The organism is Gemmatimonadaceae bacterium, assembly GCA_040882285.1.
Classification (GTDB): domain Bacteria; phylum Gemmatimonadota; class Gemmatimonadetes; order Gemmatimonadales; family Gemmatimonadaceae; genus JACDCY01.
On the sequence record JBBEBQ010000010.1, the window covers coordinates 285,869 to 298,773 of the forward strand.

The 12,905-nt window shown below is 66.2% G+C and carries 15 protein-coding genes; 12 read left to right on the plus strand and 3 right to left on the minus strand.

The features are described 5' to 3' along the window. Window positions 1-18 precede the first annotated feature (18 nt). The 3 genes from WEA80_06920 to WEA80_06930 are packed head-to-tail and all read left to right on the plus strand — an operon-like array spanning window position 19 to window position 2,079. Window positions 19-606, plus strand: coding sequence for a hypothetical protein (locus WEA80_06920; protein ID MEX1186304.1), 588 nt, complete (start codon window positions 19-21; stop codon window positions 604-606). A 55-nt stretch (window positions 607-661) separates the two neighbouring features. Beyond that, the gene (locus WEA80_06925; protein ID MEX1186305.1) at window positions 662-1,324 is read left to right on the plus strand and encodes a Crp/Fnr family transcriptional regulator; all 663 of its coding nucleotides are present in this window, start codon (window positions 662-664) and stop codon (window positions 1,322-1,324) included. 50 nt (window positions 1,325-1,374) lie between these two features. Next, a complete protein-coding gene (locus WEA80_06930; GenBank protein MEX1186306.1) occupies window positions 1,375-2,079 on the plus strand; it encodes an alpha/beta fold hydrolase in 705 nt (234 codons plus the stop codon). A gap of 48 nt (window positions 2,080-2,127) precedes the next feature. Here WEA80_06930 and WEA80_06935 read toward each other — a convergent pair whose 3' ends face one another. Next, window positions 2,128-2,496 carry a hypothetical protein gene (locus WEA80_06935; protein MEX1186307.1) on the minus strand — a complete coding sequence of 123 codons (369 nt, stop codon included), beginning with the start codon at window positions 2,494-2,496 and terminating at the stop codon, window positions 2,128-2,130. A gap of 129 nt (window positions 2,497-2,625) precedes the next feature. Between WEA80_06935 and WEA80_06940 the strand changes: the two genes are divergently transcribed. After that, window positions 2,626-3,315 (plus strand): hypothetical protein, encoded by a 690-nt coding sequence (locus WEA80_06940; GenBank protein ID MEX1186308.1) that lies wholly within the window; start codon window positions 2,626-2,628, stop codon window positions 3,313-3,315. Between the two features lie 18 nt (window positions 3,316-3,333). On the opposite strand, the gene WEA80_06945 is transcribed toward WEA80_06940, so the two are convergent. Beyond that, window positions 3,334-4,458 (minus strand): aldo/keto reductase, encoded by a 1,125-nt coding sequence (locus WEA80_06945; protein ID MEX1186309.1) that lies wholly within the window; start codon window positions 4,456-4,458, stop codon window positions 3,334-3,336. A 49-nt stretch (window positions 4,459-4,507) separates the two neighbouring features. Here WEA80_06945 and WEA80_06950 point away from each other — a divergent pair, with 49 nt between their 5' ends. From WEA80_06950 to WEA80_06985, 8 genes are all read left to right on the plus strand, one after another. Next, window positions 4,508-6,508, plus strand: coding sequence for a M1 family metallopeptidase (locus WEA80_06950; protein MEX1186310.1), 2,001 nt, complete (start codon window positions 4,508-4,510; stop codon window positions 6,506-6,508). Window positions 6,509-6,624: 116 nt separating this feature from the next. Then, window positions 6,625-7,170 (plus strand): hypothetical protein, encoded by a 546-nt coding sequence (locus WEA80_06955; GenBank protein ID MEX1186311.1) that lies wholly within the window; start codon window positions 6,625-6,627, stop codon window positions 7,168-7,170. 490 nt (window positions 7,171-7,660) lie between these two features. Then, window positions 7,661-8,410, plus strand: a complete 750-nt coding sequence (locus tag WEA80_06960) for a fatty acid desaturase (protein ID MEX1186312.1) — start codon at window positions 7,661-7,663, stop codon at window positions 8,408-8,410. A 2-nt stretch (window positions 8,411-8,412) separates the two neighbouring features. Next, window positions 8,413-8,691: an oxidative damage protection protein gene (locus WEA80_06965; protein ID MEX1186313.1), complete on the plus strand. Its 279-nt coding sequence runs from the start codon at window positions 8,413-8,415 to the stop codon at window positions 8,689-8,691. Between the two features lie 106 nt (window positions 8,692-8,797). Next, complete coding sequence (locus WEA80_06970) at window positions 8,798-10,573, plus strand: glycoside hydrolase family 3 protein (GenBank protein ID MEX1186314.1); 1,776 nt, start codon at window positions 8,798-8,800, stop codon at window positions 10,571-10,573. A gap of 133 nt (window positions 10,574-10,706) precedes the next feature. Beyond that, a complete protein-coding gene (locus tag WEA80_06975) occupies window positions 10,707-11,003 on the plus strand; it encodes a hypothetical protein (protein ID MEX1186315.1) in 297 nt (98 codons plus the stop codon). 129 nt (window positions 11,004-11,132) lie between these two features. Further along, the gene (locus tag WEA80_06980; protein ID MEX1186316.1) at window positions 11,133-12,014 is read left to right on the plus strand and encodes a TIM barrel protein; all 882 of its coding nucleotides are present in this window, start codon (window positions 11,133-11,135) and stop codon (window positions 12,012-12,014) included. Then, a complete protein-coding gene (locus WEA80_06985; GenBank protein MEX1186317.1) occupies window positions 12,005-12,742 on the plus strand; it encodes a DUF1080 domain-containing protein in 738 nt (245 codons plus the stop codon). The genes WEA80_06980 and WEA80_06985 overlap by 10 nt, the downstream gene beginning before the upstream one ends. On the opposite strand, the gene WEA80_06990 is transcribed toward WEA80_06985, so the two are convergent. Then, window positions 12,739-12,867 carry a hypothetical protein gene (locus tag WEA80_06990; GenBank protein MEX1186318.1) on the minus strand — a complete coding sequence of 43 codons (129 nt, stop codon included), beginning with the start codon at window positions 12,865-12,867 and terminating at the stop codon, window positions 12,739-12,741. The two genes, WEA80_06985 and WEA80_06990, sit on opposite strands and share 4 nt — an antisense overlap. Window positions 12,868-12,905: the final 38 nt, after the last annotated feature.

Sequence of the window (12,905 nt, forward strand, 5' to 3'; positions counted from 1 at the left end):
TCTCCGGCGGGACGCCGGGTGCCCGGCGTATTGCGGGCGCTGGACGAGGCTTCATTTGGGGCCGGCCGCACCCTGAACCTGCGCGCTGCGCTCCCGTCGGCCGCGGAGGCGACCACGCGGGCCGAGTCCTGGCTCCGCGAACGGCAGATGTCGCGAGCGGGGGACGTGCTGGTAATCACCGGCCGCGGCAAGTCGAGCGAAGGCGGCGTGGCCGTCGTGAAGCCCGCGGTGGAGAAGCTGCTCTTCTCACTCCGGCGCCGCGGGGTAGTGGCGGACTGGCACGAGCACACCGAGGGGTCGTTCGTCGTATCGCTCGCTCCGATGAGCGCCCTGTTTGCCGCGCCGCGGCGGAAGCGGGACGCGGCGCCAAGAGCGCCGGCTCCCGACAGCCTGGCCGCACTGTCGCCGGCCACACTCGAGCTGTTGCGCGAAGTGGCGGTCAGATCGCTGGCCGGACTCGGGATGGCGGCCCCCAACCGCCGATTCGTGGAGGACGAGATGCTCAGCACATTCTCGAAGATCTCGGGCGCGCTGCCGCCGTCGGCGGATCGGGAGGATGCGCTCCGCGCTGCGCTGAGGCACGCGCTGGCTGAGCTGGAGGAGTGATTTCAAACGGGCGCGGTGATTGCAATGGTGAGCGGTCGTCAACCGGTGCCTGCAAATGTCGCAGAACGGACAGTTCCAGCCAGGACAGCTCACGCGGGATGACCTCGAGGTTCTCGCGGGATACGGCGCGAAGGCAAACTGGCCTTCGGGATTCGCCTTGTACGAGCGGGGCGCGCCGGCCAACGGACTTTTTGCCGTCGCCAGCGGGCGGATCGTGCTGAGCAACAGCGGGCGGAACAAGCGCGACTTCGTGTCGTGGGTCGCGTTCGAGCGGGAGACGTTCGGCTGCGAAGGTCTCTCGCCGGATGCATCTTACGCCACGAATGCATACGCCGCGGTCCAGAGCGAGACGCTGCATCTCAACTTCGACGGCTACCGCGCGCTCGTGCGCGAGCAGCCCGCGTGCGCCATCTCGCTGACCAGTCAGATGGTGACGGAGCGAGCCGCGATTCTCCAGCGGCTGCACGATTTCGCGGCCGCATCGGTGGACGCGCGCGTGCTGGCCGCGCTCGATCGTCTGAGTCACGATCCGTCCACCAAGGCGAATGGCTCGCTGGTCGTATCGCCGTCAGATTACCGGCTCATCTGCGAGATGGTGGGCGCGACGCGGGAGTCGATATCGCTGGCGTTGGGGCGCCTCGTCGGAGCGGGAGTCGCGGAGCGGAAGGGCACGTCGTACGTGATCAACCGCAACCAGCTCGCGCCATCGCCGGCCTGATTCCCGGCGCCGGGCCCATAGACCTTCGCGGGACGGGCGACTCGGCCGTCCTGCTTCTGCACGGCTTCGGCGACACTCCTCAGACTTTTGACTATCTCGCCGCCGCGCTGCATGCGGCGGGATTCACGGTAAAGGCTCCGCTGCTCCCCGGGCACGGCACCACCGTGGACGACTTCGACCGATCGCGCGCAGCCGAGTGGATCGAGCACGCCCGTGCTGCATACGATTCGATGCTGCCTTCGTTCGGCGCGGTGGGTCTCGCGGGGCTGTCGATGGGTGGGGCGCTCGCCGCAATCATAGCGGCGAACGCGCCGCGGCTGCCCGCGCTGGTGCTGCTCGCGCCGTACGTCGGAATGCCGCGCTCGCTCGCCGTGGCGGCACGGCTCCATCGGTTGTGGGGGCCGTTTGTCGGGCAATTCAAGGCCCAAAGCGACCTTTCGATACACGACCCCGACGAGCGCGCGAAGAATCTGGCGTATGGAGTCACGACCGCGAGCGCGATCCGGCAGCTGCTCGAGGTCACTCGGACCGCCAGGAAGGCGTTGCGATCGATCACGGCGCCCACGCTGATACTCCAGTCCCGGAACGACAACCGGGTCTCGCGGAAAATCGCGAGGTACGCCTATAGTAAGATTCCCGCGAGCGAAAAGCGTCTGACATTCGTGGAGCGGGGCGGCCACATAATCACGGTGGATCACGACCGCGAGCTCGTCGCGGCCGTGGTCCGCGACTGGTTCTCGAGCCACATGCAATAAGAAAGGTGAGGCCTCTCGTCGAGAAGCCTCACCCGTTCCCGCACCGCCCTAGAACCTGTCGGTTACCTGGCTGGCGGTCTCGCTGATCTTGTGCCCGGCCGACTGGGCGAGATCGACCGCCTGTTTTGCGACCGTGGTTGCGACCCGTTGCGTGCGCTTTACGATCGCCCGCGCCCGCGCGCGCGGACTGGTCTTCCTGCCGGACGAGCGACGCTTCGTGGCCGACTTGCGTGCGCTGCCGCGCTTCGCCGAGCTGCGCTTCGCCATGCCTCCACGCTTGGTCGAGCCGCGCTTGCTCGCGCCGCGCCTGGCGCCACCGCGCCTGGCAGTGCCGCGCTTGGCGGAGCTTCGCTTCGCCGTCCGCTTCGACTTGCCCCGTGCCGCGGACTTGCTCCGCGATGATTTTTTCGCCGCCATTGAGGTCTGCTCCTGTAGAGGAGGGTGGTCTTAACCGGACCAGATAGCAAGATTCGCGCACATAACCTGCGTGACGTTGCCCATGGGGTACCTTCCCGGTTCCACCACGGTCTCAAGCGAGGGTGAAAAATGCGCAAAAGAGTGCTGATATTCGGTCTTGTTCTGGGCGCGTGCGCGCCCGCCGCCAGCAGCGGCACCGCGGACACCGGTGCAGCCGCGCCGGCCGTCCAAACGGAGGCGGATCCGGACTTGAGGCCTACCGGTGCGGGCGGCTTGCCCGCCGGATATCTCGGCCGGACCGACCGGGCGAACACGAGCATCGCCGACGCCAAGTACGTCGTCTCGGCAAACAGGTGGGAGATTACGACGGGTCCGGCCCACATCGTGTATTCCCCCAGGGACGCGGGCACGGGCAACTACACCGTGAGCTCGACGATCGAGCAGCTCGCCGCGCCGCGGCATCGGGAGGCGTTCGGGTTGATTTTTGCCGGCCGGAACCTCGACACACCGGCCCAGGAGTACGTGTACTTCGTGGTTGCCGGGACGGGTGAGATGCTCGTGAAGCAGCGCCAGGGTGATGCGACGCACGACCTGATCGCCTGGAAGAAGACACCGGCGGTGCCGGCTGCGGACTCGCTGGGGAGACAGACCTACCGGCTCCAGGTGCGCGTCGCCAGCGACTCGGTGAGGTTCGTCGTCGACGACGTCGTCGCGGGGGCGCTGAGCAAGGCGGCGCTCAACCAGACGGATGGAATCGCCGGTCTGCGGGTTAATCACAACCTTAGCCTGAGGGCGACGCCGGTTGTGGTCCAGAAGTGACTAGTCACTAGTCACTAGTCACCGTTGTACGGCTTCCAGCTGCTCCCGCAAGTGCGCCGGGCTCTTCATGCCGACCAGAGCGGAGGTGACCCGCGGGAGCGAGCGGACAAACGCCACCGCCCGCTGCGCGTCGGTCGCGAGATCGGGAAACGCTTCGGCGAGCTTGGCGGGCAGCCCGCTGGTGAGCTGACCCTGCATGAGCGGGGCGCTGGCGATCACCGTGATCCCCAACTCGCCGGCCGCCTGTAGCAGCGGAACCACGGCTTTGCCCAGTGGCTGCGTCGGCACGCGAACCGCCTCCGGCATCGCGAGGCTGATCGGCAGCTGTATTACGCGAAAATGGTGGTCGGTGCCACCGACCGTCTCCGCGATTTTCAGCAGCTCGGCGAGTGAGAGGTGTGACTTGTCGCCCGGCGCGACCCTGAATCCGCTCCACGTCGCGCAGCCGTAGCAGCCGATGTTCCCGGCCGCGACTTCCCGCTCCAGTTGCGTGAACGCCGCCGCAATCGCGTCGGAGAACGCGTCGCGCGACAGCGCATCGAGCTGCTGCTCGGGGTTGTGCAGGTAATAGATGTCGATGGTGGAGAGGCCGAGGTTGCGGCGGCTCCGTTGAACCTGGTCGGCCAGGTAACGCGGCGCGATGCAGTGTCCTCCGGCGACTACCTGATCCGGCGAGACGATGCCCGAATCGAAGTACTGCGCCTTCAGCTGCGCGTCGTAGTCGCGGCGCGTCGCGGGCGGTGCGCCGTCGAGCGGTATGTAGCCCGCCTTGGTGCACACCACGATCTCGTCGCGTGACTCCGCGCCCGAGGAGAGGAGTGCTCGCAGCGCTTTCCCGAGCGCGCGCTCGGACCGCTGGCAGCGGTAGTTGATCGCGCTGTCCAGCAGGTTGATCCCGGAGCGCGCGGCCTGCTGCGCCGCCACTGCGTACCCGGCGTCGGTCCTGTCGTCGCAGTCGCCGAGGTAGGTGCCGAGCCCGATGGACGATACGCTGAGCACGTCGGCGACCGGCCGGTAGAAATCTTCGGCGCGGTTCGACGCATGCCGGCCGCGGTATCGCTCGGTGCCTTCGCGGGTGGCACAGCCCGCGATCAGCCTGTCTGCTTTCCTCGGCGCGCGCACTGCGGCACTGTAGTGGTGCATTGGTTACCCTGCAAGAACCAGATCTGACCCTCCAACTCGGCCCGTTTCCATGAAAAGAACCGTCCTCGCGCTTTTCTGCCTCGCCTGCGCCCCGCAGCAGCCCGTCACCACCGCCCCGCGCCCCGCCGATGCTTCCGTCGTCCTCGAAAGCAAGGCTGGCGATTCGGCGGCGCCCGCCTCCGCGCGGTCTTCCGTACAGTGGCGAACAATCGACGAGGATCTTTTCATTCTTCCGCAGCGGGGCACTTGGTCGGGACCCAATCGGTACCGATCCGCCGACGGCTCACCCGGACCCGACTACTGGCAGCAGCGCGCGGACTACACGATCGCCACCCAGCTCGACACGGCGGCCAAGCGGATCAGCGGGACCGTGAGCATCCGCTACACCAACAACTCGCCGGATACTCTTCGATTCGTCTGGCTGCAGCTGGGCCAGAATCTGTACCGGGCCGGCAGCAAAGGCGCGGCACTCTATCCAGCCGATTCGCGCTGGGGAGTGCGCGGCTTTCTTGGCGGGTTCGACCTGAGCGACGTCAGAACGAACGGCCGCGCCGCGACACTGCACGTGGATGATACGATGCTGCGCCTGGCACTCGACCGTCCGCTGCCGCCGGGCGGACGCGCGACGATCGCGATGAGCTTTGCCTTCCTCGTGCCGGAGTACGGCTCCGACAGGATGGCGAGAGACGGGAGCTTTTACGAGATCGCGCAATGGTATCCGCGAATGGCCGTGTACGACGACGTTCGCGGCTGGAACATCGAGCCCTACCTCGGCCAGGGCGAGTTCTATCTCGAGTACGGCGACATCGACTACTCCATCACGGTCCCGGCCGGCTACGTGGTCGCGGGCAGCGGTGTGCTCGACAACCCGGAGCAGGTGCTGACAGCCGAGCAAAGACGGCGGCTCGCGGTCGCGGCGCGGAGCGACACGGTGGTGCGGATCATCCCGCCGGCGGAAGCGGTGGCTCGCCCGACGCCGGGGACGAAGACGTGGCGCTTCACCGCCCGCAACGTGCGCGACGTAGCGTGGGCGGCGGCACCCGATTTCAGGTGGGACGCGACGAGCTGGAAGGGAATCCTGACGCAGGCGTACTACTACCCGGAAGCGGGAAAGGGGTGGGAGGCCGCGGCCGAGCAGACCCAGTTCAGCATCCGGACGTACTCCGAGCTGTTCTTCCAGTATCCGTATCCGCAGGCGACGAGCGTGGCCGGTCCCGTCGGAGGCATGGAGTATCCGATGTTCGTGATGGTGCACGGTGGCGCCACTCCGGCGGCGGTCTTTGGAACGCTGGATCACGAGCATGGGCATGAATGGTTTCCCATGATCGTCGGGTCGAACGAGCGGCTGTACGCGTGGCAGGACGAGGGATTCAATACCTACATCAACTCGTTCTCCAACGAGCGCAGATATCCGGGACGCGAGGCGTGGAGCGCCTACTCCGCGAATTGGAAGTCGATAGTCGAGCGGGGGATCGATTCACCGCTCATGACCGCGCCCGACAACGTGCATCCCTCCGCACTCGGAGCCGTAGGATATCGCAAGCCCGCGGCGGTGCTGCTGATGCTGCGGAATCACGTGGTGGGACCCGAGCTGTTCGACGCGGCGTTTCGCGAATACACGCGCAAGTGGGCGTTCAAGCATCCGACGCCGGCCGACTTCTTCCGCACGATCGAGAGCTACGCCGGCGGAGACCTGTCGTGGTACTGGCGCGCGTTCTTCTACGGGAACGACGTGCTGGACATCGGCGTCACCAGCGTGACGCAGAGCGACACCGGGCAGATGCTGGCCACGGTGGGCTTGAGACGGATGACGTCGGTGCCGTTTCCGGTGATGCTGCGCGTGCGCTACGCGGATGGAGGTACGGAGGACTTCCGGCTGCCGGAAAAGATCTGGGCGCGGGGTGACGCATTCGCCGCGACGCTGCCCACCCGCGGGCGCGTGATCGGCGTGCGGCTCTGGCCCATTCCGTCGGTCCCCGACTGGAACAGCGAGAACGACACCTGGGGCGATGCGCCGCCGGCGGATTCGCCGGCCCCAACGACCCGCTGATCGGCCGAAGGCGCGTTTCACCTGCTGCTACGTCACAAGGCGTATGTGGCCGCCATGGGCTGAGTGCGATCGTCATCCAGCGATAACGGTGCAATCCACCTTCAATGGAGAGGATGATGAACGCCGCACTCGGTATTCTGGTCGCTGTACTGGTTTTCTCTTCGCCCGTCGCCGCGCAGATGGCCGGGCTCGGCGCGGGCTCGCGCGTTCGCGTGACGTCGCCGCGCGATGATCTCAACAAGCACGTCGGTACTGTGCTGGAAGTGCGCGGCGATTCCGTCGTAATAGCCGGCCGGCACGGCTCGCGCACCATTGCGCTCGCCAACGTCACGCGGCTCGACGTGAGCACGGGAACCCGTCGTCACGTAGGGCGCGGCGCGCTCATCGGGCTCGGTGTGGGTGCGTTGCTCGGTCTAACCGTGGTCGATGAAGGGGTCGAGGACTGCACGGACGAATTCCTCATCTGCCCGGTTCCGGTGAGTCGGGCACAGATGGCAACGGCCGGCGCACTGGTATCCGGCGCGGCAGGAGTCGTCATCGGGGCGATCGTCGGCGCCTTCGTCAAGAGCGATCGATGGGAGAGCCGCAGCGCGCCCTTCCGTGCCGCGATCAACCCGGGCCGATCGGGCGGGGTGCAGCTGTCGCTTTCACGGAAGTTTTAGCTCGTCATGCTCGTCGTGTGCAACCTTTGGCGGTTGGTGGTTACGCGATCGGCTACGCCTCATACGATGGGCCAGACTTTTTCTCCACCAGTCCAAGCCAGGACGGAACATTCGTCGGCGCCGCGCTTGGTGTGATCGGCCTGTTCACGGGGGCGATTGTCGGCGTTTTCCACCGCGGGGATCATTGGGTTCCCTAGCAGCCGCTCGTCCGAGCTTCGATCGGTGCTACGCGGTCCGGAGGCGTGTCTTTCGGCATTTCGAGAGCGTTCTAGAGGAGAATACATTCCCGGAGGGGGGTGCACGCTCTTTGCATTATCAACCCTCTGGAAACATGAGAGTTAGGGCCTCCGCCGCTAGCAAAATGAGCCAGGGTAGGTTAGATTTCGTACATCGCTCCGGGGAGCCACAAACGGCCTCGGAGCGCTTCTTTTCGGTTAGAAAACCGCGTCGCGGCGGAGGGTTCGTCCCCCGTCCATTGGAGCTTGTGTAAATGCCTTATTTCGCCGCCTGGGCGAGCGAGTGGTGGATACCAGTGGTATTCATCCTCATCGCCGGCCACATCACCAACGTCTGCGTAACTCTGTTTCTGCACAGGTCGCAAACCCACCGCAGCGTCAAGATTCACTCGCTGGCGGCGGTGCCGATGCGCGTCTGGCTCTGGATGTCCACCTCCATCATCACGAAGGAGTGGGTCGCCTGCCACCGCAAGCACCACGCGTTCGCCGATCGCGAGGGCGATCCGCACAGCCCCCTGCTCGAAGGCCTGCGCAACATCGTGCTGAAGGGCGCGCTGTACTACAGGAAGGCGGTCAACCAGCCCGGCGTCCTCGAGAAGTACGGCAAGGGCACGCCCAACGACTGGCTCGAGCGGCAGCTGCTGACGCCGCTCAACTGGCTCGGCATCCTGGTCATGCTCGCAGTCGACATCTACCTGTTCGGCTTCTTCGTTGGCCCGCTCGTCTGGGGCGTGCAGATGCTGTGGATTCCGTTCTGGGCCGCGGGGATCATCAACGGCGTGGGTCACGCCGTGGGCTACCGCAACTTCAGCGTGAAGGACCACAGCCGGAACATCCTGCCGATCGCCATCTGGCTCGGCGGCGAAGAGCTGCACAATAACCACCACGCCGATCCTCACTCCGCCAAGTTCAAGGCGAAGTGGTACGAGTTCGACATCGGCTGGATCTATCTCCGCCTCCTTCAGCTCTTCGGACTCGCCAAGATCGAGTACGCCCGTACGTAACCGTGCCAGCCAGGGTCACGTGCGTCCGCTGCGGCGAGACGCGCGAAGGATTTGAGAAGCCGCCGTTTCCGGGCCCCGTGGGGGCCCGGGCCGGCGAGGAGATCTGCCGCGAGTGCTGGGCGGCGTGGGTCAAGCAGCAGATGATGCTGATCAACCACTACGGGCTGAACCTGATGGATCCGCAGGCCCGGGCCTTCCTCACCAAGCAGATGGAAGCCTTCCTTTTCGGCGGGAAGCGTGAGGAGATCGATACCAGCAAGCAGGGGACGATCAGTCACTAACTGGTGACTGGTGACTAGTGACTCGTGACTAGTAAAAGCTACAACTCCCGCCTTGTCCGCGTCTTTCCGCTCGCCTAGTCACTAGTCACTAGTCACCAGTCACCCGATGAAGCTCTCCACGATCCTTGTCGCTGCGGCGTGCCTGTCATGCGCGGCGATCCCCGCGTCCACCCCGCAACCTGGCAGCGCGGCACAGGCTTCCAACTGGGTCGATTCGGTGCTCGCTTCCATGACTCTGCGCGAGAAGGCCGCGCAAATGGTCTGGCCCACGGTCCTCGGCGATTACACGGCGCTCGACTCGCCGCAGTGGCAGCGCGTCCGCAGGGAAATCGTCGAGGACAAGGTCGGCGGATACACAGTGTCCGTCGGATCGCCGACGGAGATCGCCGCCAAACTGAACGCGATGCAGCGGCTCAGCGAGGTCCCGCTCCTCGTCGGCGCGGACCTCGAGTTCGGCGCGGGCTTCCGGGCGCGCGGCGGCTACTTCGTACCCAACGCGATCGACCTCGGCGGCGCGGTGCTCTTTCCCACGCAGATGGCGCTCGGCGCCACGCGCGATACGGCGCTCGCGTACGAGCAGGGACGGGTCACCGCGATCGAGGGGCGCGCGCTCGGCATTCACATCGCCTACGCGCCGATACTCGACGTCAACAGCAATCCGGCCAACCCGGTGATCAACGTCCGCTCCTACGGCGAGGACCCGCACCTGGACGGCAGGCTCGGCGCGTCCTTCATCCGCGGGCTGCAGGAGCACGGGATGCTCGCCACGGGCAAGCACTTCCCGGGACACGGCGACACGGAGGTGAACTCCCATCTCGCGCTGCCGGTCATCACGGTCAGTCGCGCGCGGCTCGACAGCCTGGAACTCACGCCCTTTCGCGCTGCCATCGCCGCCGGCGTTGGCGCGATGATGTCGTTTCACGGCGTGATGCCGGCGCTGGATTCGACGGGCGTGCCGGGCACACTGTCGCGTGAGGTCCTGACCGACTTGCTGCGCGAGGAGATGGGATTCGGCGGCGTCATCATCTCCGACGCGATGGACATGCGCGGCGTGCTGGATCAGTTCGGCGCCGAGGAGGCGACCAAGCGCGCGGTCGCGGCCGGAGCGGACGTGCTGATCCAGCCGCTCGACATCCGCGCGACGATCGACGCGATCGTCGAAGGCGTGGCGGAGAACCGGTACACCGAGGCGCGGATCGACGCCGCGGTGCGGCGGCTCCTGGCTCTCAAGCAGCGCATGGGTCTGGACCGCAACCGGCTCGTGCCGCTCGACTCGGTGCGCGCGGTGGTGGGCGGCAGCGCCAACTACGCGGTGGCGCGTGAGATTGCGGATCGGTCGATAGTCCTCCTAAAGGATTCAGGCCGACAGCTCCTGCGCAATCCGACGCCCGGCATGCGCGTTCTGTCCATCACGGTCGCGCGTCGCGCCGACCTCGCCGCGGGTGCGGCGTTCAACGCCGAGCTGAGGCGGGTTTACCCGCGCTTGCGGACGATCTTCGTCCCCGCGGACGACATCTCCGGGTCGCTGGCACGGTTGGAGGCTGCCACGGATTCAGCCGACGTAACTATTATCGGCTCATACGTAGGCCAGGGTTGGGACGCCGTGACGGTTGGCGCCCCACGACCGTTTGTGGATTTCGTCCAGCGCAGCTCCGCTCGCGGCCGGGATCCGATCGTGGTGGCGTTCGGGAACCCGTACCTGCTGAGCCAGATTCCATCCGTGCCGACCTACCTCATTGCCTGGAGCGGCGCGCCCGTATCGCAGATCGCCGCGGCCCGAGCTCTGCTCGTCGAAATCCCCATTACAGGGCGCCTCCCGATCACCATTGGGGCGTTTGCGCCCGGGAGCGCGATCATCAAGCGGCCGCCGCGGAATCGATAATTTTCCGCAGCAGCACATTTGTAGCATTTCGTACAGAAGGGCCCTGAAACTATTGCGCCAATTGGTGTAGTAGTTGCAAAGTGGACCTGACGGAGGAAGTGGCCGTCAGGCGCCGATCCGTCACGGAGGGCCTATGCTGGCATATGTAGACTCACTCTGCGCGGCGCTGCTCGCGAGGAATTCCGGCGAAATCCGGCGGCTGCTCGCGCTCCCGCAGGCCGGGAAGCTGCCGCGTCGCGTCCGCGAGGAAGCGACCGCGATCGCCAAGTCCGCCGGATATGGCCATGCCGCCCCGGTGCACGCCCTGCACTACTACTATACGCTCACCCACCTGCTCGACGAGAACAACGACCCGCTGTTCGAGGGGGAAATGGGCCAGGCGGAGCGCTCGCAGATCGAGCTTCCGCTGCGCACGGCCAGCGGTTTCTAGCGCGAGCGTAGATTCGCATGCACCGCCGAAGCCAGGGGATTCTCCTGGCCTCTTGCGTTTGCGAGTGAGCCAGGGCGAGCCACGTGTGACGAAGCTAAACCGGACCGGCAGATGATCAGGCGCGATTTCTTGAAGTCCGGCGTATTGTCCGTAGCGGCGATCCCGTCGCCGCGATCGTCCTGGTTGCAGCCGCCGAGGACGTTCAGGCTCCGCTACGCGCCCCATTTCGGAATGTTCCGCGAGCACGCCGGGAGCGATCTCGTCGCGCAGCTGGAGTTCATGCGCGCGGAGGGATTCGTCGCGTTAGAGGACAACGGAATGAAGGACCGGCCGGTAGCGGATCAGGATCGCGTCGCGGCGGCAATGACGCGGCTGGGGATGCAGATGGGCGTGTTTGTGGCCCACACGATCAAGTGGCGTGAGCCTGATCTCGTGCAGGCCGAGAGCCGCGACGCGTTCCTGCGGGAGATTCGCGAGTCGGTGGACGTGGCGAAGCGGGTGAACGCTAGGTGGATGACGGTGGTGCCCGGGCACGTGGACATGCGCCTGCACAGGGAGTTTCAGACAGCAAACGTCATCGAGACGTTGAAGCGCGCGGCGGCCATTCTCGAGCCGCACGGGCTGGTGCTGGTGCTGGAGCCGCTCAACACGCTGCGGGATCATCCCGGGCAGTTTCTCATGCGAGTGCCGCAGGCGCACATGATCTGCAAGGCGGTGGGGAGCCCGGCGTGCAAGATCCTCTTCGACATGTACCACCAGCAGATCACCGAAGGGAACCTGATCCCGAACATCGACGCGGCGTGGGACGAGGTGGCCTATTTCCAGGTGGGAGACAATCCGGGGCGGAAGGAGCCAGGGACCGGCGAGGTGAACTATCGGAACGTCTTCCGGCACATTCACGCCAAGGGGTACACGGGGATCGTGGGGATGGAGCACGGGAACGCGCGGCCGGGGCGCGAGGGGGAGCGGGCGGTGATCGATGCGTACGCGGCGGCGGACCAATGGGATTGATTCGCGTGGTGGCGCTGAGCGCCGCGCTTGCGTCGCCGTTGGCCGCCCAGGTTCAGCCGCAGTGGGAAGTGCACGATACGCTGCGGACGCTGCCGCGGATCGTGTCGGTGCGAGGTGGGCCGTCGGACGCGATTGTCCTGTTCGATGGAAGGGATTTGTCGGAATGGCGGTCGGTGCGGGGCGGCGCTGCGCCGTGGCAGGTGCGGGACGGGTTCGTCGAGGTCGTGCCCGGCAGCGGCGATATCGAGACGGCGCGCGGCTTCGGCGACGTGCAGCTGCACATCGAGTGGGCGACGCCGGCGGAGGTGAGCGGTGAGGGACAGGGGCGGGGGAACAGCGGCGTGTTCCTGATGGGGCTGTACGAGCTGCAGATCCTGGATTCGCATGAGAATCGCACGTACGCGGACGGGCAGGCGGGCGCGCTCTACGGGCAGCATCCCCCGCTGGTGAACGTGTCGCGCTCCCCGGGGGAGTGGCAGACGTACGACATCGTGTTCCGGCGGCCGCGCTTCGATTCGACGATGGGCGCGGTGCTGTCGCCGGCGCGGATGACCGTGCTGCACAACGGTGTGCTCGTGCAGGACAACGTCGAGCTGCTCGGGGCGACCGCGCACCGGCGGCGCGCGACGTACACGGCACATGCGGACCGGCTGCCGATCAAGCTGCAGGACCACGGCAATCGCACGAGGTTCAGGAACGTCTGGGCGCGCGAGCTCGAGCAGCCCTAGCCTCCCGTTTTTTCATCCTCGGCTTCGGCTTCGTCGAACGACAGCGCCTTGCCCACTGGCACGACGATCTCGCCATCGAGCACGAACCGCCTCGCGGGGAGCGCCTTCAGGGTTTCGACGCCCAAGAAGTGAGAAGCCAGATGTGAGATAGCCTCTCACTTCT

Excerpts from the sequence above, each read along its gene's own strand:
- WEA80_06955 (MEX1186311.1), top strand. The coding sequence starts at position 6,625 with ATGAACGCCGCACTCGGTATTCTGGTCGCTGTACTGGTTTTCTCTTCG.
- WEA80_06925 (MEX1186305.1), top strand. The coding sequence starts at position 662 with ATGTCGCAGAACGGACAGTTCCAGCCAGGACAGCTCACGCGGGATGAC.
- WEA80_06945 (MEX1186309.1), bottom strand. The coding sequence starts at position 4,458 with ATGCACCACTACAGTGCCGCAGTGCGCGCGCCGAGGAAAGCAGACAGG.
- WEA80_06970 (MEX1186314.1), top strand. The coding sequence starts at position 8,798 with ATGAAGCTCTCCACGATCCTTGTCGCTGCGGCGTGCCTGTCATGCGCG.
- WEA80_06940 (MEX1186308.1), top strand. The coding sequence starts at position 2,626 with ATGCGCAAAAGAGTGCTGATATTCGGTCTTGTTCTGGGCGCGTGCGCG.
- WEA80_06935 (MEX1186307.1), bottom strand. The coding sequence starts at position 2,496 with ATGGCGGCGAAAAAATCATCGCGGAGCAAGTCCGCGGCACGGGGCAAG.
- WEA80_06985 (MEX1186317.1), top strand. The coding sequence starts at position 12,005 with ATGGGATTGATTCGCGTGGTGGCGCTGAGCGCCGCGCTTGCGTCGCCG.
- WEA80_06960 (MEX1186312.1), top strand. The coding sequence starts at position 7,661 with ATGCCTTATTTCGCCGCCTGGGCGAGCGAGTGGTGGATACCAGTGGTA.
- WEA80_06950 (MEX1186310.1), top strand. The coding sequence starts at position 4,508 with ATGAAAAGAACCGTCCTCGCGCTTTTCTGCCTCGCCTGCGCCCCGCAG.
- WEA80_06975 (MEX1186315.1), top strand. The coding sequence starts at position 10,707 with ATGCTGGCATATGTAGACTCACTCTGCGCGGCGCTGCTCGCGAGGAAT.